Raw genomic sequence first — 17,612 nt, 5'->3', positions numbered from 1 at the left:
CTCATGACCCGCCGTATCGATATTGTTGAAGTTGGCCCGCGCGACGGGTTGCAGAATGATCCGGCCAATCTGAGCGTGGATCAGAAGCTGGAATTCATTGCGCGGCTGGAAGCGGCGGGCGTGCGCCGCATGGAATCGGGTAGTTTCGTCAGCCCCAAGGCGGTGCCGAAGATGGCCGATTCCCCGGCCGTCTTTGCCGGGCTCGACCGGACGAAGCCGACCCGCCATATCGCGCTGGCGCTGAATGAGACGGGCGTGCGCCGCGCGATCGAGGCGAAGGCGGACGAGATCAATTTCGTGCTGGTGGCGGGCGAGGCGTTCGGGCGGCGCAATCAGGGCATGAGCCCGCAGGAGAGCGCTGATATGCTCAGCCATTGCGCGCCGCTTATCCTTGAGGCGGGCATCCCGCTTTCGGCGACCATCTCGGTGGCGTTTGGCGATCCGTATACGGGGGACGTGGATATAGCCGTCGTCGGCGGCCTTGCCGCGCAGGCACAGAGAGCCGGGGTGGCGGAGCTGGCGCTCGGCGATACGATCGGCGCGGCCACGCCCTGGGATGTGCGCAAGCGGATCGACCGGGTGCGGATGGAAGCGCCCGACGTGTTCCTGCGGATGCATTTCCACGATACGCGCGGGGCAGGGCTGGCGAATGTGTTTGCGGCGGTCGAAGCGGGCGTGGATGTGATCGATGCCAGCTGCGGCGGAATTGGCGGATGCCCCTTCGCCCCGGCGGCGACGGGCAATGTGGCGACCGAAGATGTCGTCTGGATGCTGGAGCGGGCAGGCTTTGAGACGGGGCTCGATCTGGCGCGCCTGATCGAGACGGCGAAATGGCTGGAGGGCGCGCTCGGCCATCCGGTGGCCTCGGCGCTGAGCCGGGCGGGGGCGTTTCCGGCGGGCTGATGGCGTGTTTCCATACGGCTGTATCCGGACTGGCGGTTTCCATCCGGGGTCTGAGCAGTTCGGGTGGCTCCGCGAGGTGGAGCCTCGTGCGCGGCGGGCGCCGCGGCGCCCGGAAAGGTTTTAGTGTTGCGGAGTGGGCGCTATCGCCCGCCGCGCACTGCCGCCGGAGTTTCGGGCAGTAGGATTCGGGATGACTTCGGCGCTGCCAGGCCTTGACCACTTACCATCAACTCTCGTGACCTCTCAGATGAAAGGCGGGCCAGTGGGGATTCTCTACCGGCTTCTCGCCGCGCCGTAGCCCGGTGGGTATCGGCTACGCCTCAACCCACCCCACGCTTGCTGATACTTCCTGGAACTATCCCTCTTTGGAGGTTTCATGATCGAACCGCCCCTAGTTCGCAGGCGTACAGCGATACTGTCGACTGTATTCCTTCATAAGAGCGTTGGCGATGTCTGAGCAGCCCGAAAAGTCCTCGAAGTAGCCATAGATCAAAGCCACTCGTTCCCATTCACCGGCTAAATTGAACATCTCCAGCCAGTAATCATTGCTGCTTCCGATCTGATTTCCAGCAACGAAATTATCAAGTTTACCTTCTTGCGCATCAAGGTCACCGCTGCACGCCGATGCAATCAGCAATGCGAGAATGGGATAAAATCGAGATAGTAATCCCCGTGTCATGCCGGTCCCTCCCCAATCATGGGGTGACGCAACATGCGCTAGATTGCAACTGGATTGAATCGGCTGGGATCAGCCCACCGGCCTCAATGCCTGAAGTGCCGCATCCCCGTGAACACCATCGCGAGCCCCGCCTCGTCCGCCGCGGCGATCACTTCGTCGTCGCGGATTGAGCCGCCCGGTTGGATGACGGCGGTGGCGCCGGCTGAGGCCGCCTGCAACAAACCATCCGCAAACGGAAAGAAGGCGTCGGAGGCGGCGACGCAGCCTTTGGTGCGCGGGTCGGACCAGCCGGCGGTTTCCTGGGCGTCCTGGGCCTTGCGGGCGGCGATGCGGGCGCTGTCGATGCGGCTCATCTGGCCGGCGCCGATGCCGGCGGTGACGCCGTCTTTCGCGTAGACGATGGTGTTGGATTTCACATGCTTGGCGACGCGCCAGGCAAACAGCATGTCTTCCAGTTCCTGCGCGGTGGGCGCGCGTTTGGTGACGACTTCAAGGTCGTCAAGGTGGATGCGGCCCGCGTCGCGGTCTTGCAGCAGGAAGCCGCCGGCGACGGTTTTCACGAACGTGCCGGTGGTGGCCGGGTCGGGCAGGTCGTCAGTGATCAGGAGGCGGAGGTTTTTCTTCTTGGCAAAGATCGCTTCAGCTGCCGCGTCCGCGCCCGGCGCGATGACGACTTCGGTGAAGATCTCTGTGATCACCTTCGCCGTTTCCTCGTCCAGCGGGCGGTTGAGGGCGACGATGCCGCCGAAGGCCGATGTGGGGTCGCAGGCGAGGGCCGCTTTGTAGGCTTCGATGATGTTCGGGCCGAGCGCCACGCCGCAGGGGTTGGCGTGCTTGATGATGGCGACGGCGGGTTTGTCGCTGCCCAGCTCCCCGATCAGCTCATAGGCCGCGTCGGTGTCGTTGATGTTGTTGTAGGAAAGCTCCTTACCCTGAAGCTGGCGCGCGGTGGCCACGCCCGGGCGCTTTTCGCCGGTGACGTAGAAGGCGGCTTTCTGGTGGGGGTTTTCGCCATAGCGCAGGGATTGCTGGAGCTTGCCACCAATGGCGGCCCAGTCCGGCGCGTCCTCGCCGATCTGCTTGGCGTACCAGCCGGAAATGGCCGCGTCATAGGCGGCGGTGCGGGCGTAAGTTTTCGCGGCGAGGCGGCGGAGGAGGGCGTGGCTCACCGCGCCGGCATTGGCCTCGGCCTGGGCGAGGACGGCGTCGACATCGCCGCCATCGGTGCAGACGGCCACGAAGGCGCCGTTCTTGGCGGCGGCGCGCAGCATGGCGGGGCCACCGATGTCGATATTCTCGATGCAGGTTTCAAAGTCTGCGCCAGAAGCCACCGTGGCCTCGAAGGGGTAGAGGTTGACGTAGATCAGGTCGATGGCGCCGATGCCGTGGTCTGCCGCGTCTTTCACGTGGGAGGGGTTGTCGCGCAGGTAAAGGAGGCCGCCATGCACGGCCGGGTGGAGCGTCTTGACGCGCCCGTCCATCATTTCGGGGAAGCCGGTGAGGTCTGACACGTCTTTGACCGCGAGGCCGGCGTCTTTCAGCGCCTTGGAGGTGCCCCCCGTAGAGACAAGCTCGACACCGAGGGCGGCGAGGCGCTTTGCCTGCTCGATCAGGCCGGTCTTGTCGGACACGGAGATAAGCGCGCGGCGGAGGGTGACGGGGGCGCCGGACATATGGGCTGCTCCTTCAAAGGCGTTGGGAAAGCTGCGCGCGGCCTAGCACCCCCTGAGGCGGCGTCAAGACATGCCGGACCGTATCAGGCCGTCTCAGGCGGGCGTTTCGCGGATGAACGCCCAGCGGACACAGTTGGGCGGCTGGCTGCCATCGGCGTTGGGGTCGGCAAAGCCCGCCAGCACGATCTGTTCGGGCGTGTCCACCACGCCGCGGGCGAGATAGGCGGTGCGTTCGAGGCGCGCGCCTTCGTGGCTGGTCTTGAACCGCCAGATGGCGCCGGTCTCGCTGACGAGGCGGATGACTTCGCGGCCCATATGGGCGGTGACGGTGGGGTGAAGGTGGAAGCGGATCTCGAAGGGGATGCCCTTCTTGTCGTCGCTCATGGGCTGGGCGACCGGGCGCACGAGGGAGTCCTCGCCGGTGAGCCGGTCGCCCGCGCCGGAGACGAAGATGCGGCGGCGGTGGAGCAGGCCATAGGCGGCCTTGTAGCCGGCATGCTGGGCGTCGAGCCATATCTCGTTGGCCTCTTCCAGGCGCTTGGCGGCAATGCCTTCCGGGCCGGTGACGGCGCGCATGCGGGTCTCGTCATTGAAGACGAAGGCAGAGCTGTCGCGGCCGGCCAGCACGAGGGTGGAGTGGGCGCTGGTGCGGCGCACGGCGGCCTGCCAGTCGACATTCACCTCGGAGGAGTAGCCGCAGGAGGTGACGAGGCGCGCCGGGCCATCGGAGAGTTCAAAGCCAAGCGCGCCGGCGCGGGCATGCTCCGCAAACGGACGGGGCGGGGCCTCGCCGCAATCTAGCACAAAGCGCAGGGTGCCACGCTCAATCTTCTGGAAGCCGGATTTGGGCGCGAACAGGAAGCGGCGCGGGGGCGTCTCGAGGCGCGAGAGGACGGCCTCGACCAGTTCGGCGCGCGACTCGTCGCCGTCATTGAAGGTGTCGAGCGCACCATCGCCACTGCGGAAGAAGGCGAGCATGGCGCCCATGCGGGGCACCCATTTGGTGATCCAGTCAGGCACCGGGCGCTGGACGCGGATCAGGGCTTCCTCGACCGTCTGCAGGTGCAGCAGGGAAGAGAGGGTATGCGCCGGGCTGCGGGTAACGTGGCCGCCATCGGGCAGGATCTGCGCGGTAACCTCGCCTTCAAGGCGCGCGAGCGCTTCGCTGAGGCCCGCGCCCTTCCGCAGACAGAGGGAATGGGCGACAAGCGCCACAGCGCCCATCCAGCGGGATTTGGGATCATGCGCGCTGTCGATCACCTCGGCCAGATATCGTAGCTGCCGGGAGAGGGCATCAATCCGTTCACTGCGTTCTTCCGGCGTGCCCATTTCAAACAGGCCGGGGCCACAGCGCATCCAGTTCCACACGCGGCTCGCGGTCGGCTCGATACGCCAGGCAAAGCCGTTAAATTTGCCAAAGCGGATGATCCAGTCATCGGTCAGGGCGCGGGCAAGGGCGATGCCGTCTTCGCCCTGTGCCATCAGATCGGGTAGCCAGCCAAACCGATGTACCCGGTCTGCGAAGTGGCGGGAGGGCATTTCCAGGCTCCACGGCGCGTCGCCCGGTGCCATCTCCATGCGCTGCTGGCCGATACGCCAGACGCCGCGCATCAGCGCGTCGCCGCGCCGGTCGTCCGGGGGCAGAAGATTGGAAATGTGGAGGGAGAAGCCGTCCGGGCCGTGGCCTGTCAGTTTCAGCTTCTGGAGCGTGGAGACTTTCGCGTCCTCGCCAACCACGCCCCGGAAGCGGCGCCAAAGCGCGGCGTCATCGCTGCTTGTGCGTGTACGGTCGGCGTTGAAATCAGACTCGCTCTCGGCCAAGGCTGGACCTATCCCCGAACTCTGCGATCAGGCGTTAACTTGCGGCCGGAGGGCGCGGATGTTGGCAGCATAGGCATCGGGCCCGCCCTTGAAGACGGCAGACCCGGCGACAATCGCCGTCACACCCGCGGCAATGGCACGCGGCGCGGTTTCGGCGTTCAGGCCGCCGTCAATTTCCAGGATGATGTCCCGGCCCGACGCATCAATCATGCGGCGAAGCTGCTCCACTTTCCTAAGCTGGCTTTCGATGAAGCTCTGCCCGCCAAAGCCGGGGTTCACCGACATCACCAGCACCAGATCAATATCCCCGATCACCGGTTCGATCACGCTGGCGGGTGTGCCGGGGTTCAGTGCCACGCCGGGGCGCATGCCGGCGGCGCGGATGGCCTGGATCGTGCGGTGCAAATGGGCCCCGGCCTCGGGATGGACCGTGAGGATGTCGGCGCCCGCCTTGGCGAAGTCCTGAATGAACGGGTCCACCGGCGCGATCATCAGATGCACGTCGAACAGCTTCTTCGTGTGCGGGCGCAGCTTCTCGATGACGGGGGGACCGAAGGTAAGATTTGGCACGAAATGGCCGTCCATAACGTCCACATGGATCATGTCGGCGCCGGCTGCATCAATGGCGCGGATTTCCTCGCCCAGCTTGGCAAAGTCTGCAGAAAGGATCGAAGGAGAAATCAGGACGGGTTTCATCCCCTCTCCCTAAAGCGAAATAACGCTTTGTGAAACGTCCTTTCGCTCAGAAATCCTGTTTTGTCGCGGCCTGTGCCGGAAATGGAAACAGCCGGCCGCGCGAGGCAGCCGGCTGTCCGGTATGGGAATTTTCCGCTGGGTTTAGCGCGGAACGATTTTCCAGCCATCGGCGCCGGCGATGGCGTTCACAGCTGCGCCAGGCGGGATGTAGATGTCTGCGCCCTGGGTGATTTCGCGCACTTCGCCATTGTCGAAGCGGACGGTGTAAGCGTAGCCGCGCTTGGTGCCGAGGCGTTTGCCTGCTTCGTTACCGGCGATACCGCCGATTACTGCGCCGCCGACTGCGCCGGCTGTCTGTGCCTTGTCGCCGCCGCCAAGCTCGGAGCCTGCGAGGCCGCCGAGCACGGCGCCTGTGGCCGCGCCGATGAGCGAGCGCTCATTGCGGATGGTCACTTCGCGGACCGACTGGACATAGCCGGTGTAAACCGTGGAGGCCTGGCCAACCGAAGAAGGGCTGGCCGTGCCAGCGCCATAGGAGCTGGCGCAACCGGCAAGAGCCATGGTCAGAGCCGCAAGCGCGCCTGCGGCCATTTTGAAGGGCTTCGCCCGAGGGGTGATCGCCATGTTCATCTGTTTATTCCTTTCGCACTGCATATCTGCGATGGGCGTCTTATACCGCAGGATCTGCTGAATGACATATGAACTGCCGTGCGGTTTTCCGTTCAGAAAACGATTACCGTTTGGACAGGTCAGGCCGGTTTGATCAGCCGGGCAATATAGAACGCGTCGTGTTTTCCGCCCGTTCCGGGCAATGTCAGCACATCGCCTGCCGGCGTCAGCGCGGCTTCAAAGCCTGGAATTTCTTCGGCCTTTACCGGCGACCGGGTCAGAATTCCCTTGCCGATCGCGGCCTCCACAATGTCCACCCCTTCGGCTGGAACCGGCGTACACACGCAGTAAACCAGCGTTCCGCCGGGCGCCAGCATGCCTGCGGCGGCCGCCAGAAGGCGCGCCTGCACGCCCGGAAAGCGCGCAACATCGTCTTCGGTCTTGATCCAGGCGCTTTCGGGGTGGCGCCGCAGGGTGCCAAGGGCCGAGCAGGGCGCGTCCAGCAGGATTTTCGGGAAGAGGGCGGGCGGGGCCCACGCCTCGCCATCGGCGATGATCACTTCGGCGTGAAGGCCGGTGCGGGCGAGGTTTTCCTTCAGCCGCTCGAGGCGCGGGCGCGACCGGTCGAGCGCGGTGACGTCAGCGCCCGCGGCGGCGAGCTGCAACGTCTTGCCCCCCGGCGCGGCGCAGAGGTCGAGAATGCGCTCCCCCGTTTGGGGGGAAAGAAGCTGAGCGGGAATGCGCGCGGCCGCGTCCTGCACCCACCAGTCGCCTGCGGCGTAGCCCGGCAGGGTCTCCACCGCGCCACTTACGATGTCGATGGCGCCATCGGGCAGCAGCGTGCCCCCGGTCGCCTCGGCCACGCGGGCGCCGTCGCCCTTGGGGGAGAGGTGCAGGCTTGGTTCTTCCAGTTGAGAGAGGGCGAGGGCTTCAGCCGCCTCGCGGCCATAGGCAGAGCCCAGCCGGCTCGCCAGCCAGTCGGGCCAGAGCGCGAGCGGGCTGATCGTGGCAGCCGGACTTTCGCTTTCGGTCACCCGGCGCAGCGCGGCATTCAGAAACCCGCCGCCTGAGCGCGCCGGCGACCAGAGCCGCGCGGCCTCCACCGTTTCGGAAACGGCGGCATGATGGGGCACATCCATGAACCAGATCTGCGCCGCGCCCGCCCGGATCAGTGCGCGGATCTCCGCGCCGGTGGCCGAAAGCGGCCGCGACAGGAACGGCGAAACGCCCCGGTCGATCCAGCCCAGATGGCGCAGGGCAGACGAGGCAATGGCGCGCGCAAAGGCGCGGTCAGAACCGTCGAGATTGTTATATGCATCGTCCGTCGCCAGCGCGTCGTCGAGCGTGCGCTTCTTGTCGAGCACGAGGTTCAGAAGGCGGCCCGCGGCCAACCGGATAGGGGCGCCGCTCAAACCGAGGACCTCCGGATTAGAATTGTAAGGGTCAACCCCAAGGCCCGCTGGAGCGCGCGGTTGGGGCTGCCACGCCCGAGATGCCCATCTCGCCCGCCATGCGGCGCAGGGCTTCCACGCGGTTGGCGGTGGAAGGGTGGGTGGAGAACAGCTTGTCCTGCCCGCGCCCGTTGAGGGGGTTGGAGATATACATATGCGCCATCGCCGGGCTGCGCTCGGCATAGGGGTTGATCTGGGAGCGCGCGCCGCGTTCGATCTTTTCCAGCGCCGAGGCGAGCCAGAGCGGGTTGCCGCAAATCTCCGCCCCGCGCTTGTCGGCCACATATTCGCGCGAGCGGCTGATCGCCATCTGCACCAGCGCAGCCGCCATCGGCGCAAAGATCATGATCGCGATGGACCCGATCAGCCCCGCGCGATCCCGGCCGAAGAACAGCGCAAAGTTTGCCAGCATGCCGATGGCACCGGCGAGCGTTGCGGTCACCGTCATCGTCAACGTGTCGCGGTTCTGAACGTGGGCCAGTTCATGCGCCATCACGCCGGCGACTTCCTCGCGGTTGAGCATGTTCAGCAGGCCAGTCGTCGCGGCCACGGCGGCGTTCTGAGGGTTGCGGCCCGTGGCGAAGGCGTTGGGCTGGGGCGTGTCGATGATGTAGATTCGCGGGGCGGGCAGGCCGGCATTCTCCGCCAGGCGCGCGACATCTTCGCCAAAGGCGCGCAGCATCGGGTTTTTCGTATCGGGCAGCACTTCCTGCGCCCCCTGCATGCGCAGCACCATCTTGTCGGAGTTCCACCAGGCAAACACGTTCATGCCGGCCGCGACCACGAAAGCGAGGATCATGCCCGCCATGCCGCCGACCAGAAAGCCGATTGCCATGAAGATTGCCGTCATCGCGGCGAGAAGGGTGAAGGTCTTGGCCGTGCCCATCGGTGGGGTGCTCCTCATCAACAAGAACGCTGCCGCGCGCTTTGCAGCACTTCGCAGACGCCTACCTATATGGGAAGGGGTGAATGACTGGGAAAGATTTCAAATGAGCAACGTGCTGTCAGAAGAAGAAACCGCCCGCCGCGCCGCCCTGCCGGAAACGGCCCGGCGCGCGCTGGAAGAGGCCGAAGCCCGCAAGGCAAAGGATGCCGCAGATGCCGCCGCCTTGCCAAAGGACGAATTCGGCGGTCCCAAATCCATTGAACCCACCCGCTATGGCGACTGGGAACGCAAAGGCATCGCTTACGATTTCTGACACCTTGCCCGGAAACACCAGAAAGCCGGGCCGCCTTTGAGGGGCGGCCCGGCTCTTTCCGGCGGGGAGGGCCTAGCCTTCGATGAAGGCAAGAAGGTCAGCGTTGATCAAGTCCGGGTTCGTGGCAAACAGGCCGTGCGGCAAGCCGGGATAGCTGATCAGCGTGCCGTTTGGCAGCAGCTTGACGGCCCGGCGGGCGGTCTCGTCGATTGGCACGATCTGGTCGTCTTCGCCGTGCATCACGAGGACCGGCAGAGAGATCGCCTTCAGGTCTTCGGTGAAGTCGGTCTCCGCAAATGCCGTGATCGTGTCGAGCTGGGCTTTGGCGCTGCCGGCCATGCCCTGGCGCCACCAGTTCTGGATGAGGCCTTCACTGACCGTCGCGCCCTCCCGGTTGAAGCCATAGAACGGGCCCGACGGCACATCGAGATAGAACTGCGCGCGGTTCTGGGCGAGCGCGGTCTTGAAGCCTTCAAACACTTCCAGCGGCACGCCGGTGGGGTTGCTTTCCGTCTGGCCGAGGATCGGCGTAATCGCCCCGATCAGCACCGCCTTGGACACCCGGCCCGGCTCAGCGCCGGCCACATAGCGGGCAACAACGCCGCCGCCGGTGGAGTGGCCGATATGCACGGCGTTCTTCAGGTCCAGCGCGGCAACCAGGTCGGCCGTGTCAGAGGCAAACGTGTCCATGTCATGGCCAATGTCGGTCTGGGTCGAGCGGCCCTGGCCGCGGCGGTCAAACGCCACGACGCGGTAGCCTTCATTGAGAAAGAACAGCATCTGGGCGTCCCAGTCATCGGCGGTCAGCGGCCAGCCATGGTGGAACACGATGGGCTGGGCGTCTTTGGGGCCCCAGTCTTTGTAGAAGATCTGGGTGCCGTCTTTTGTGGGGATCGTGGACATCTGAATTTCTCCTTGAGTAGAGGTTTTGAGGGCGGGGTTGGTGGCGGGAAGCTGGCAGGCAGCCAGCGTGGACAGGGCAACGGCAGAAAGCAGGGACTTCATCATGGTGTGGCTCCAGTTGTTTTTTGCGATAATCCTTATCGCGATAAGCAACAGTTAGGAGATTGCGTTTTCTCCGTCAAGCATTATTTTTATCGCGATAGGTAATTTCGCGATAAGGGTCTCTTCTGCCCCCGCGCATTAAAGGAATACCACATGCCCAAGCTGACCGCCGCCACCCCCCCGCTGCCTCCACCGCTGAGCGAGCATATCTGCCGCACGATCTACGCCACCAACCTCGCCATCCAGCGGGTCCATAAGGTGGTGCTGGACGAGCTGGGCATCACCTACCTTCAGTATCTGGTGCTCAATCTACTCTGGGATCGTGACAATCAGTCGGTCAGTGAGCTCTCCGGCCAGCTGGAGCTGGAGCCCAGCACGCTGACCCCGCTGCTCAAGCGCCTGGAGGCCGCCGGCCACCTCACCCGCCTGCGCAATCCGCAGGACGAACGCCAGGTCCTCATCAGCCTCACCGATCAGGGCCGCGCCATGCAGCTACAGGCCGGCTGCGTCGGCACAAACCTCGTGGAAAAAGCTGGAATGTCCGTAGACGACCTGCGCCAACTCAACGCCAGCATCCGCGCGTTGCATGACAGGCTGACTGATCCGGGTGCGGAGGGGGAGGGCTGAACCCCCGGCCTGTGTTCTCAATCACGCCTGCGTTAGGGCGGGTTGCCCGCGGGCCGGATCGGGGTCAGGATGCCCGCCTCTCCACCCGGAACCCCAGAAGGAGGTCAGCATGAAGATGCTATCCCGAATGGCCCTTGGCGCTACACTCATCACGCTCGCGGCAGGAGGACAGGCCCTCGCCCATCATGGATGGTCCTGGGCCGAAAGCGAGCAGACTGAGCTGAAGGGAACCATCGAGGAGATCTCGATGAGCCCGCCCCATCCAAGCCTTGAGGTGCGCGATGCAGACGGGACGCTGTGGCAGGTGGACCTCGGCAATCCCAATCAGACCGAACGCTCCGGCTTCACCGGCGACACCGCCGAAACCGGTGACGCGATCACAGTCCTCGGAAACCGCAATACCGATGCCTCCCGCGCCCATATGAAGGCCGTGCGGATAACCATCGAGGGCACCAACTATGATATGTATCCCGAGCGGATCGCGGCCGACTAGCGCCCATGGCCCTTCCCGGATGGATTGAGGCGTCCTGGATCGCGGAAACCCTTCGCTCGAGCAGCGATGTCTATATGGCCGTGAACGCGGCGCATATCCTCGGCATCGGGCTTCTCGTCGGGGCGATCATTCCGCTGGATCTGCGGCTTCTGAGCGTTGGGCGCAAATGGCCGCTTCAGGTGCTGGCGCCGTTTCTGTCGCAGTGCGCCGCCTGGGGGCTAGCCCTCGCAATCCTGACCGGCGCCGCGCTCTGGGCAGTCCGTCCGGCGGAATATCTCGGCAATACGGCCTTTGTGGTGAAGATGCTGCTGTTGGCGCTGGCGCTTGGCCTTGTGGGTCTTCAACATCTCGGCCGGGGATGGCGCGGTGTGCTTTCGGAAGGAACGGTCAGCCTGCCCGTTCGTCTCCTGGCAGGCGCGTCGCTGGCCTGCTGGCTGTCAATCCTGCTCGCCGGGCGCTGGATCGCCTTCCTCTAAACCGATGGCCTGAAGAGGTCCCGCCCATGACAGGCGACTGATCCGGGCACGGAAGGGAAGGGGTAACTTCTTCCCCCTACCGAAAACTGGCCTGACATTACGTGCGTCAGGCCCTGAACCCAATCAAGCTCCGCGCGTGCTTCATGCAAAAGCGCCTCCTGAGTGCAGCGAATTAAAAAGGGCGCGAAGCCAAGCCTCGCGCCCAATCTGTTTCGGATCGCACTTGGTTGCTTGGATCAGCTACTCGGAGCGGTCTCCTGGCTCTCGATAAAGGCTTCAACCTCCGCCTTTGAGTCCGTCGTTGCGGAGCCGGCAGATTTGAGAGGCTGAAGGGTTACCTTGAGTGGGTTTGGCACCAGTTCTTGCGTCGAGCCATTGTTGGCATCGAGAATGGCTCCAATGCCGCCGCCAAGAATGACGTTGCCGGCCATGCCCGCGCCGCCGCCGCCTGACATCTGGTGCGTCACATTGTGCGTGGTTGTTTCATAGCCTTCCTTGGAAATTGTCACGGTGAATTCGGATTCCCGTTTCACCTTTGGAAGCACGCACGGTGTTGGGCTGCAGCTGAGCCCGAGACTTGTGGCAACAGAGGCGCCCGACGGGGTTGTCTCAACCACGAAAGCTTCTGATGTGCCGCGGGTAACTGTCGCGCAAGCGCTCATCGCCACTGCCATTGGCAGCAGCATAAATAGTTTCAACATATGTATTCCCCCAGTAGAAATTAGCCGGATCAGGACAATCTGCCGACGCAACGGATTAGCGCGAACATAAAGGGCTTTGCAAGCAAACTTTAGCCAGGGAACGCGATGATTTTTTAGATTAAAACCTAAACAAACCCGCCGCTTATAGGATTGAGAGCACGGGAATCGCCCCCCTCAAACCACCCCAAACCCAATCAGGCTCCGCGCGCCTGCGATCACAGCTTCTTCGCTGCTGCGCGGGGTCCAGTCCAGAACGCGCCGCGCCTTCTCGCTGGAGATATGCCGTTCGCGGCTGAGTTCGGGGATGAGCTGTTTGGCGGGTGGGTTGATCAGGGCGATCAGGTGGACCATCCAGCCGGGAATGTCCCTGGACGGAACTTTTGAGGCATAGTCTGGAAACTCGCGGCGCAGCACTTCGGCCACGTCGCGGAACCAGATGAACCGGTCGCCCAGCAGGAAGCGTTCGCCTTCGGCCGCCGGGTTCGTCATCGCGGCCACATGGGCAGCCGCCACATCGCGCACATCCACCACCACGAAGCCCACCTTCGGCGTGCCCGGCAGCTTGCCCGACATCAGCTGGGTGAGGATTTCGACCGAGGCGGAAAAGTCCCCGCTCATCACCGGGCCGAGCACGAGGGCCGGGTTGATGGTGGTCAGCGCCAGGCCCTTGCCTTCATCGCTGACATAATCCCATGCCGCCCGCTCGGCGATCAGCTTGGAGCGGATGTAGGGGGTCATGTCCGCCGCGCCATTGTCCTGCGACCAGTGTTCCTCGGTGATCGGGTTGGGGCGCGCCTCGCCCCAGCCATAGGCACAGGCCGCCATCGAGGAGGTCATCACCACGCGCCTGACGCCCGCGGCCTTGGCCGCCCTCAGCACACGTAGCGCGCCGTCGCGGGCGGGAATGATCAGCTCATCGGCATTCTTCGGCACGGTCAGCGGAATGGGGGAGGCGACATGCTGGACGACGTCGACCCCCGCCACGGCCTCTGTCCAGCCTGCATCGGCGGAGAGGTCTGCGGCGCGGATTTCGATTGAGACCGGCCGGCCGGCATAGGCGCTGAGGGTCTGGTTCAGCGGCCCGGCCTTTGAGGCGGAACGGGCCGTTCCGATCACCTCATGGCCCGCTTCGAGCAGCTGGTGGATGACATGCCCGGCGATGAAGCCGGTTGCGCCTGTGACAAGAACCTTCGCCATACCGTCCTCCCGATTTTGTGGAACAATAAACGAAACGTTTTTCGTTCACAAGGGGAATCTGGGGAAGGGCGTCTCACCTTGTCTCAAAGTGTCCTGAGATGTCCCAGACTGTCCGGAAGTGTCCCGGTTTGTCCGGGATTTGGCAGGCTCAAACGGGCTTTGGTGGCAGGACGGGCTTCTTCCGGTTCAGCCGGTGTTCCCGCCAGGTGATGTAGAGCGTCGAGACGATGATGATGCCCGCGCCCACCCACACGAACGGTCCGGGAAGCGCCCGGATCATGATCCAGTCGGCCAGCGCGCCCATCGGCAGGCGCACATAATCGAGCGGCGAGAGGAACGAGGCGTCGCCAATCGACATGCCCTTGATAAAGCAGAACTGGGCGACAAATCCGGCAAAAGCCATGGCGAAAATCAGCGCCCATCCCATCAGGTCCGGGCTGCTCCAATAGAACAGCGCAAAGGGCAAAATGATGATCGAAGACAACATGTTAGCCCATACCAAGAGGGCCAGCGGCGAGTGCACACCGGTCAGCGATTTCACCAGCACAATCGTGAACGCAAAGCAGAGCGATGAGAGCAACGCAAAGAGGGCCCCAAGGTTCAGATGCGTGCCCCCCTCACTGCCCAGAAGGGCGGGCACCAGCGTCATGATCAGCACCCCCGCAAAGCCGATGACCACCGCCCCGCCGCGCTGCAGCCCCACCTTCTCATGCAGCAGCACAATGGCCAGCAACGTCACAAACAGCGGCCGCGTAAACGACAGCGCATTGAACTCCGCCAGCGGCAACTCAAAGATCGGCCAGATGGCAATCAGCCCGAACACAAACCCCGCCGACCCGATCAGACTGCGCGTCACCAGCGCGCCAAACCGGGCAGTGTGGATCTTCACGCCCCCGATCCAGACGAACGGCATGGCAATCGCAAACGCCAGAAAACTGCGCCAGAACGCCAGGAAAATCGGGTGCGCGTCGGCGGTGATCTCTTTGGCCAGGGCAATGTGAACTGTGTAGCCCGCGCCCGACACCAGCATCCACAGCGCGCCCTGAAGATTGCCCGAAAGTCCGGGCCCGCTTACAGAAGTGTCTGATCCTGAAGGTATCTTGCCGCTCATGCCACGCTTTTCATCTGAAGAAATCGACCAGATCGACCAGCTTTGGCGAAGCCTGCCAGCCGGTCACATGTGGACCGGTTGGGCCACTGTTGGCCACCCCCCGGACACGGTCTGGATCTATCGGTCGCGGGCCCATTGGCGCCGCTTTCCGCTGACGCGCACGAAAACCGGCTATGCCCTGGGCGATGATCAGGGCCGCCTCTTCCGTGAAGCGGCGACCCTGGAAGACCTGCTCAAGGCGGTGGAAGCCGTGCCCCAGCTGCGGGTTGCCGATCAGGACTGAGCGGCAGCTGCCTGTTGGGCGAGGCGCATCTGCTCGGCCTGTTCCGGGCTGATGCCGAGGGATTCCAGAACCGGGCTGGCGGCGGTTGCGTCCCAGCTATGGCGCGGGCCGACGGTCATGCCGCCATCGACGAGGAATTCCCCGCCGGTGATGAACTCGCCCGCATCAGAGGCCAGGAACGCGGCCATCTCGGCGATGTCGGTGCCTTTGCCGACGCGCCCGATGGGCTGCATCTTGCCGCCGGCCTGATACAGCATCTCGGCCATCTGGTCGGCCACTTCGCGCGGCAGGCCGAGCGAGGCGCCAAAGATCGAGGTGGCGATGAAGCCGGGCAGGATCGCATTGACGCGGATCTTGTATTTGGAAAGCTCAGCGGCCGCGAGCTTGGAGAAGTGGGCGACGCCCTTCTTGGCCACCGAATAGGTGATCGGGGCATAGCCGGCCGAAACCGCGCTGATCGAGGAGGTGTTGATGATCGCGCCGCCTTTGTCCTTCATGTGCGGGATGGCGAATTTCGTACCGGCGAACACCTGTTTCAGAAGCAGGTTCATCGTCTGGTCGTAACCGTCGAGATCCAGTTCCTCGACGGACGTATTCGTGCCGCCATGGCCGGCATTGTTCCAGACAATGTCGAGCGATCCGAAGGCGGCGGGGGCGGCGTCCATCACGGCTTTCAGCTGGTCCATATCGGTCACGTCGCAATGCACAAAGCGGAGCTTCTCCGGGCCAAAGCGTGTTTCGAGCGCCTTGCCTTTTTCATCCTGGATGTCTCCGGCGATGACCCTGGCGCCCGCTGCGATGAACACTTCAACGCCGGCCAGCCCGATACCGCTTGCCGCGCCGGTGATGACGGCCACTTTGCCCTTGAGATCTGCCATGTTTGTTCCTCCCGTTTCGGGCGACATGGGTCGCCTTTCCGCGAGGGGCGTCAAGGGCGAAAGTTGACGGGAGTGTCAGTCTTTCTTCTGCAGGCCGAAGCGCTTGATGAACACCTTGTCGAGCCAGCGTTTGGGCAGGCGGCTGGCGATGGTGAAATTGGTCAGCTTGTCGGGTACCGGGGCATAACGCGCCTTGGGGCTGGAATTGCTGAGCGCGTCTTCGACGACTTCGGCAATAGTCTGGGGCGGCAATCCGGTCTTGCCGCCTTTCAGCATTGTTTCTTCGAAGATGTTGAGGGAAGCGGCCCAATCGCTTCCCGCATAGAGCCCGCCTTCATTGTCCTTCTCCGCCTTGTCCCAGATCGGCGTGCGGACCGATCCGGGGCCGATGGCGATGGCGTCGATGCCATAGATGGCGAGTTCCCGGCGCAGGGTGTCGGTCATCGCTTCATTGGCATGTTTAGTGGCGGTGTAGGCGCCGAGGAACGGCGCGGCGATCTTGCCGCCAACCGAGGTGATGGTGACGATGCGGCCGGGGGCGCCTTCACGGGCCGGGTCGCCGCCGAGCAGGGGTACGAAGGCTTGCGTCACGCGCAGCATACCGAACACGTTGACGGTGAAATGCGCTTCGAAATCTTCCAGCGGCTGGATCGCCAGCGGCCCCATCTTGGCGATACCCGCATTGTTTAGGAGGCCGGAGAGACGGCGATTGCCCAGGGCGGTGCTGATTGTGGCCACAGCGCCCTCCACCTGTTCAGGCTTGGTGACGTCCAGAATGATCGGGCGGAGGTCTCCGGCGGCGCCCTGGCGCAGCGCGCTGGCATCCTTCTCCGAGCGGACCCCGGCAAATACCGTCCAGCCGCGCGCGGCCATGTGGCGAGCGGCGGCCTCACCGATGCCGGTCGAGGCGCCGGTAACCAGCAGGGAACGGGCGAGGGCAGGCGCGGTCAGATCGGTCATGTCTCACTATACGTGCGAAACGCCTGTCAGTTTTCAGTTTTTTTGCTGCCGCCCTCAATGACGGTCAATTTCGGTTTTGTCTGGCGCAGCCGTGTGATCTTGCCCGGTTCTGGCGGCGACAGGCTGGAGGCGGGCACCAGGGCCGGTTTTGACCGCGCTGGCGGGGAGAGCGGCGCATCCTCGGCGTCTGGCGGATCTGGCATGTCATCAGGTTCCTGATCGCGCAGGGGCGGCTTGCGCTTCATGCCCATCGGCTTGCGGTTCTGAAATCCGCGTGTGGGTTTCCCGCGGGCTTTCTTGTCAATCTCGCGGAGCTTTGCCTGTTGCAGGCTGGAGAGGGCTTCGCCGTCGCTGCCCTTCATCGGGTCGGCGAAGGCGGAGCCGAATTTCTCGATCCGCCCTTCGACCTCTTCGAGGAACTCGCGTTCCCAGTCTGAAAGGGGCGGGCCCAGGCCCTGTTCGGCCAGCAGCGCGGCTCTCCGCAGCTTTCTCAGCGCGGCGCGCTTCTTGCGCTCGTCCACTTCTCTGGCCATGGCATCACATCAGACGAGTTTGCCCTTCTGCGCAATATTCTCCGCAGTTTCAGGCCTCGCCCAGAGCGATGAGATAGGTTTCCAGGATCATTTCCTGTTCCTCGCGCTCGGCGCGCTCGATCTTCCGGAGGCGGACCACCTGGCGCAGCGCCTTGGTGTCGAAGCCGATGGCTTTTGCCTCGGCGTAGACATCCTTGATCTGCTCGGCGACCTCCTTTTTTTCCTCTTCCAGCCGCTCGATCTTGGCGACGGTCTGGCGGAGTTTTTCCCGGGTGGTTTCGTCGATCTTGGTCAGCTCAAAGCTGTCGTCCATGGAG

21 protein-coding genes are annotated in these 17,612 nt (G+C 64.0%); 6 read left to right on the top strand and 15 right to left on the bottom strand.

Annotation, left to right across the window (positions count from 1 at the left end; genetic code table 11):
- The first annotated feature begins 3 nt into the window (after positions 1 to 3).
- Positions 4 to 903: a hydroxymethylglutaryl-CoA lyase gene (locus HNE_RS16680; protein ID WP_011648342.1), complete on the top strand. Its 900-nt coding sequence runs from the start codon at positions 4 to 6 to the stop codon at positions 901 to 903.
- 391 nt (positions 904 to 1,294) lie between these two features.
- On the opposite strand, the gene HNE_RS16675 is transcribed toward HNE_RS16680, so the two are convergent.
- The 7 genes from HNE_RS16675 to htpX all read right to left on the bottom strand — a co-directional run bounded on the left by HNE_RS16675 (position 1,295) and on the right by htpX (position 8,718).
- Positions 1,295 to 1,582, bottom strand: a complete 288-nt coding sequence (locus HNE_RS16675; protein WP_011648341.1) for a hypothetical protein — start codon at positions 1,580 to 1,582, stop codon at positions 1,295 to 1,297.
- A gap of 83 nt (positions 1,583 to 1,665) precedes the next feature.
- On the bottom strand, positions 1,666 to 3,255 hold the full coding sequence (gene purH / locus HNE_RS16670; protein WP_011648340.1) for a bifunctional phosphoribosylaminoimidazolecarboxamide formyltransferase/IMP cyclohydrolase: 1,590 nt from the start codon (positions 3,253 to 3,255) through the stop codon (positions 1,666 to 1,668).
- Positions 3,256 to 3,348: 93 nt separating this feature from the next.
- Complete coding sequence (locus HNE_RS16665; protein ID WP_011648339.1) at positions 3,349 to 5,076, bottom strand: heparinase II/III family protein; 1,728 nt, start codon at positions 5,074 to 5,076, stop codon at positions 3,349 to 3,351.
- 27 nt (positions 5,077 to 5,103) lie between these two features.
- Entirely contained in the window at positions 5,104 to 5,772 is a 669-nt protein-coding gene (rpe, locus tag HNE_RS16660) for a ribulose-phosphate 3-epimerase (protein WP_011648338.1), read from the bottom strand.
- A 141-nt stretch (positions 5,773 to 5,913) separates the two neighbouring features.
- On the bottom strand, positions 5,914 to 6,396 hold the full coding sequence (locus HNE_RS16655) for a glycine zipper 2TM domain-containing protein (protein ID WP_233351944.1): 483 nt from the start codon (positions 6,394 to 6,396) through the stop codon (positions 5,914 to 5,916).
- A gap of 125 nt (positions 6,397 to 6,521) precedes the next feature.
- Positions 6,522 to 7,793, bottom strand: a complete 1,272-nt coding sequence (locus tag HNE_RS16650; RefSeq protein ID WP_011648336.1) for an RsmB/NOP family class I SAM-dependent RNA methyltransferase — start codon at positions 7,791 to 7,793, stop codon at positions 6,522 to 6,524.
- 31 nt (positions 7,794 to 7,824) lie between these two features.
- A complete protein-coding gene (gene htpX, locus HNE_RS16645; protein ID WP_011648335.1) occupies positions 7,825 to 8,718 on the bottom strand; it encodes a zinc metalloprotease HtpX in 894 nt (297 codons plus the stop codon).
- 103 nt (positions 8,719 to 8,821) lie between these two features.
- Here htpX and HNE_RS16640 point away from each other — a divergent pair, with 103 nt between their 5' ends.
- Positions 8,822 to 9,031: a DUF1674 domain-containing protein gene (locus HNE_RS16640; RefSeq protein WP_011648334.1), complete on the top strand. Its 210-nt coding sequence runs from the start codon at positions 8,822 to 8,824 to the stop codon at positions 9,029 to 9,031.
- 72 nt (positions 9,032 to 9,103) lie between these two features.
- Here the strand turns inward: HNE_RS16640 and HNE_RS16635 are convergent, their stop codons facing one another.
- Positions 9,104 to 9,934 (bottom strand): alpha/beta fold hydrolase, encoded by an 831-nt coding sequence (locus HNE_RS16635; RefSeq protein ID WP_011648333.1) that lies wholly within the window; start codon positions 9,932 to 9,934, stop codon positions 9,104 to 9,106.
- Positions 9,935 to 10,189: 255 nt separating this feature from the next.
- Between HNE_RS16635 and HNE_RS16630 the strand changes: the two genes are divergently transcribed.
- The 3 genes from HNE_RS16630 to HNE_RS16620 all read left to right on the top strand — a co-directional run bounded on the left by HNE_RS16630 (position 10,190) and on the right by HNE_RS16620 (position 11,632).
- Entirely contained in the window at positions 10,190 to 10,663 is a 474-nt protein-coding gene (locus HNE_RS16630) for a MarR family winged helix-turn-helix transcriptional regulator (protein WP_011648332.1), read from the top strand.
- A gap of 109 nt (positions 10,664 to 10,772) precedes the next feature.
- A complete protein-coding gene (locus HNE_RS16625) occupies positions 10,773 to 11,156 on the top strand; it encodes a DUF6152 family protein (RefSeq protein ID WP_011648331.1) in 384 nt (127 codons plus the stop codon).
- A gap of 5 nt (positions 11,157 to 11,161) precedes the next feature.
- Positions 11,162 to 11,632, top strand: a complete 471-nt coding sequence (locus HNE_RS16620) for a DUF6644 family protein (protein WP_011648330.1) — start codon at positions 11,162 to 11,164, stop codon at positions 11,630 to 11,632.
- 236 nt (positions 11,633 to 11,868) lie between these two features.
- Here HNE_RS16620 and HNE_RS16615 read toward each other — a convergent pair whose 3' ends face one another.
- From HNE_RS16615 to HNE_RS16605, 3 genes are all read right to left on the bottom strand, one after another.
- Positions 11,869 to 12,333, bottom strand: a complete 465-nt coding sequence (locus HNE_RS16615; RefSeq protein ID WP_011648329.1) for a PEGA domain-containing protein — start codon at positions 12,331 to 12,333, stop codon at positions 11,869 to 11,871.
- 174 nt (positions 12,334 to 12,507) lie between these two features.
- On the bottom strand, positions 12,508 to 13,530 hold the full coding sequence (locus tag HNE_RS16610; protein WP_011648328.1) for an SDR family oxidoreductase: 1,023 nt from the start codon (positions 13,528 to 13,530) through the stop codon (positions 12,508 to 12,510).
- A 148-nt stretch (positions 13,531 to 13,678) separates the two neighbouring features.
- Positions 13,679 to 14,641 (bottom strand): DMT family transporter, encoded by a 963-nt coding sequence (locus HNE_RS16605; RefSeq protein WP_011648327.1) that lies wholly within the window; start codon positions 14,639 to 14,641, stop codon positions 13,679 to 13,681.
- Here HNE_RS16605 and HNE_RS16600 point away from each other — a divergent pair.
- On the top strand, positions 14,640 to 14,924 hold the full coding sequence (locus HNE_RS16600) for a hypothetical protein (protein ID WP_035591981.1): 285 nt from the start codon (positions 14,640 to 14,642) through the stop codon (positions 14,922 to 14,924). The genes HNE_RS16605 and HNE_RS16600 overlap by 2 nt on opposite strands.
- Here HNE_RS16600 and HNE_RS16595 read toward each other — a convergent pair.
- The 4 genes from HNE_RS16595 to HNE_RS16580 all read right to left on the bottom strand — a co-directional run bounded on the left by HNE_RS16595 (position 14,915) and on the right by HNE_RS16580 (position 17,608).
- The gene (locus HNE_RS16595; protein WP_011648325.1) at positions 14,915 to 15,802 is read right to left on the bottom strand and encodes an SDR family NAD(P)-dependent oxidoreductase; all 888 of its coding nucleotides are present in this window, start codon (positions 15,800 to 15,802) and stop codon (positions 14,915 to 14,917) included. The genes HNE_RS16600 and HNE_RS16595 overlap by 10 nt on opposite strands.
- Before the next feature lie 75 nt (positions 15,803 to 15,877).
- Positions 15,878 to 16,762, bottom strand: coding sequence for an SDR family NAD(P)-dependent oxidoreductase (locus HNE_RS16590; RefSeq protein ID WP_011648324.1), 885 nt, complete (start codon positions 16,760 to 16,762; stop codon positions 15,878 to 15,880).
- Between the two features lie 26 nt (positions 16,763 to 16,788).
- Positions 16,789 to 17,295, bottom strand: coding sequence for a hypothetical protein (locus tag HNE_RS18840; protein ID WP_011648323.1), 507 nt, complete (start codon positions 17,293 to 17,295; stop codon positions 16,789 to 16,791).
- Positions 17,296 to 17,344: 49 nt separating this feature from the next.
- The gene (locus HNE_RS16580; protein ID WP_011648322.1) at positions 17,345 to 17,608 is read right to left on the bottom strand and encodes a DUF2312 domain-containing protein; all 264 of its coding nucleotides are present in this window, start codon (positions 17,606 to 17,608) and stop codon (positions 17,345 to 17,347) included.
- Between the last annotated feature and the right edge of the window lie 4 nt (positions 17,609 to 17,612).

The sequence above is a fragment of the Hyphomonas neptunium ATCC 15444 genome, from assembly GCF_000013025.1.
Taxonomy (GTDB): domain Bacteria; phylum Pseudomonadota; class Alphaproteobacteria; order Caulobacterales; family Hyphomonadaceae; genus Hyphomonas; species Hyphomonas neptunia.
This window is presented reverse-complemented; position numbering and strand designations above follow the sequence as displayed.

What these genes read in the sequence shown, in the direction of transcription:
- HNE_RS16630 (WP_011648332.1), top strand. Translation starts at nt 10,190, where the DNA reads ATGCCCAAGCTGACCGCCGCCACCCCCCCGCTGCCTCCACCGCTGAGC.
- rpe (WP_011648338.1), bottom strand. Translation starts at nt 5,772, where the DNA reads ATGAAACCCGTCCTGATTTCTCCTTCGATCCTTTCTGCAGACTTTGCC.
- HNE_RS16605 (WP_011648327.1), bottom strand. Translation starts at nt 14,641, where the DNA reads ATGAGCGGCAAGATACCTTCAGGATCAGACACTTCTGTAAGCGGGCCC.
- HNE_RS16640 (WP_011648334.1), top strand. Translation starts at nt 8,822, where the DNA reads ATGAGCAACGTGCTGTCAGAAGAAGAAACCGCCCGCCGCGCCGCCCTG.
- HNE_RS18840 (WP_011648323.1), bottom strand. Translation starts at nt 17,295, where the DNA reads ATGGCCAGAGAAGTGGACGAGCGCAAGAAGCGCGCCGCGCTGAGAAAG.
- HNE_RS16625 (WP_011648331.1), top strand. Translation starts at nt 10,773, where the DNA reads ATGAAGATGCTATCCCGAATGGCCCTTGGCGCTACACTCATCACGCTC.
- purH (WP_011648340.1), bottom strand. Translation starts at nt 3,255, where the DNA reads ATGTCCGGCGCCCCCGTCACCCTCCGCCGCGCGCTTATCTCCGTGTCC.
- HNE_RS16655 (WP_233351944.1), bottom strand. Translation starts at nt 6,396, where the DNA reads ATGGCGATCACCCCTCGGGCGAAGCCCTTCAAAATGGCCGCAGGCGCG.
- HNE_RS16620 (WP_011648330.1), top strand. Translation starts at nt 11,162, where the DNA reads ATGGCCCTTCCCGGATGGATTGAGGCGTCCTGGATCGCGGAAACCCTT.
- HNE_RS16595 (WP_011648325.1), bottom strand. Translation starts at nt 15,802, where the DNA reads ATGGCAGATCTCAAGGGCAAAGTGGCCGTCATCACCGGCGCGGCAAGC.
- HNE_RS16675 (WP_011648341.1), bottom strand. Translation starts at nt 1,582, where the DNA reads ATGACACGGGGATTACTATCTCGATTTTATCCCATTCTCGCATTGCTG.
- HNE_RS16600 (WP_035591981.1), top strand. Translation starts at nt 14,640, where the DNA reads ATGCCACGCTTTTCATCTGAAGAAATCGACCAGATCGACCAGCTTTGG.
- htpX (WP_011648335.1), bottom strand. Translation starts at nt 8,718, where the DNA reads ATGGGCACGGCCAAGACCTTCACCCTTCTCGCCGCGATGACGGCAATC.
- HNE_RS16635 (WP_011648333.1), bottom strand. Translation starts at nt 9,934, where the DNA reads ATGTCCACGATCCCCACAAAAGACGGCACCCAGATCTTCTACAAAGAC.
- HNE_RS16610 (WP_011648328.1), bottom strand. Translation starts at nt 13,530, where the DNA reads ATGGCGAAGGTTCTTGTCACAGGCGCAACCGGCTTCATCGCCGGGCAT.
- HNE_RS16590 (WP_011648324.1), bottom strand. Translation starts at nt 16,762, where the DNA reads ATGACCGATCTGACCGCGCCTGCCCTCGCCCGTTCCCTGCTGGTTACC.
- HNE_RS16680 (WP_011648342.1), top strand. Translation starts at nt 4, where the DNA reads ATGACCCGCCGTATCGATATTGTTGAAGTTGGCCCGCGCGACGGGTTG.
- HNE_RS16580 (WP_011648322.1), bottom strand. Translation starts at nt 17,608, where the DNA reads ATGGACGACAGCTTTGAGCTGACCAAGATCGACGAAACCACCCGGGAA.
- HNE_RS16615 (WP_011648329.1), bottom strand. Translation starts at nt 12,333, where the DNA reads ATGTTGAAACTATTTATGCTGCTGCCAATGGCAGTGGCGATGAGCGCT.